The sequence below is a fragment of the Methylobacterium sp. C33D genome, assembly GCF_053345825.1.
In genome coordinates, this window is the sequence record NZ_JBKFAV010000103.1 from 1 (window position 1) to 1,229 (window position 1,229).

1 protein-coding gene is annotated in these 1,229 nt (G+C 67.3%); it reads left to right on the top strand.

The features are described 5' to 3' along the window. Window positions 1–62: 62 nt before the first annotated feature. A protein-coding gene (locus ACLBXO_RS31545; protein WP_447687891.1) for an IS3 family transposase occupies window positions 63–1,229 on the top strand; the annotation gives its coding sequence in 2 pieces (ribosomal slippage) (window positions 63–348 and window positions 348–1,229; 1,168 coding nt annotated over the 2 pieces). This gene is flagged as partial in the annotation.

Sequence of the window (1,229 nt, forward strand, 5' to 3'; positions counted from 1 at the left end):
TGATCCTCCCTCGTCCTCGCGGACACCTCTGATACGCTCATGCTGAGCGGGGAAGGTGTCGGATGGCAAAGACGAGACGAGAATTCACGCCGGAGTTCAAACGCGAAGCGGTCGCCCTGCTGGAGAGCAGCGGCCGGCCGCAGATGCAGGTCGCGGCCGAGCTTGGGATCCAGCCCTCGATGCTGAGGCAGTGGCGCGCCACGCTGAACGGGGCCTCACCCGGGCCGCGGTCTGCTGGATCGATGGGCGCCTCGCCACCAAGCTCAGTTGCGTCCCCGTCCGATCAGGCCGCCGAGATCGCCCGACTGCGGCGGGAGCTCGACCGTACGCGCATGGAGCGCGACGTACTAAAAAAAGCTATCGGCATCTTCGCGGAGATGCCCAAGTGACCTTCGCCTTCATCGAGCAGCATGCGCGGACCTGGCCGGTGCGTCTCATGTGCCGCGTGCTCGGAGTCTCACCCAGCGGCTTCTACGGATGGCGGTCACGGCCTGAGAGCGCCCGCTCGGCCTCCAATCGCCAACTCCTGGACGACATCCGGCGCATCCATGCCGCACACCACCGACGCTACGGCTCCCCGCGCGTGCATGCCGCCCTGCGGGCCGAGGGCCGGTCCGTCAGCCGCGGACGGGTGGAGCGTCTCATGCGCCGGCACGGCATCCGTGCTTTGGCGGGGCGTCGGTTCCGGCCCTGTACGACCGACAGCCGTCACGATCTCCCCATCGCGCCCAATCTCCTCAAGCAGGACTTCTCAGCCGCGCGGCCCGACACGGTCTGGCTGGCCGACATCACCTACCTGCCGACCGGCGAGGGCTGGTTGTACTTGGCCGCCGTTCTCGATCTGGCCACGCGCAAGATCGTCGGTTGGTCGATGCGCGATCACATGCGCGCCGAGCTGAGCGTAGCGGCATTGATGATGGCCGCCCAGCGGCAGCGTCCGGCCGCCGGGCTCATCTGCCACTCGGATCGCGGCAGCCAGTACGCGGCCGAGGCCTACCGGAGACAGCTCGCCGGTATGGGGGCGAAGCCGTCGATGAGCCGCACGGCTTGCTGCTACGATAATGCCCCGATGGAGAGCTTCTTCCACACGCTCAAGGTCGAGCTCGTCCATCAGCGACGATGGGCGACCCGGGATGAAGCGCGGCGCGATCTGTTCGCCTACATCGAGGGCTACTACAATCGGCAACGCATCCACTCGGCACTCGGCTATCTCACGCCCGAGCAAGCCG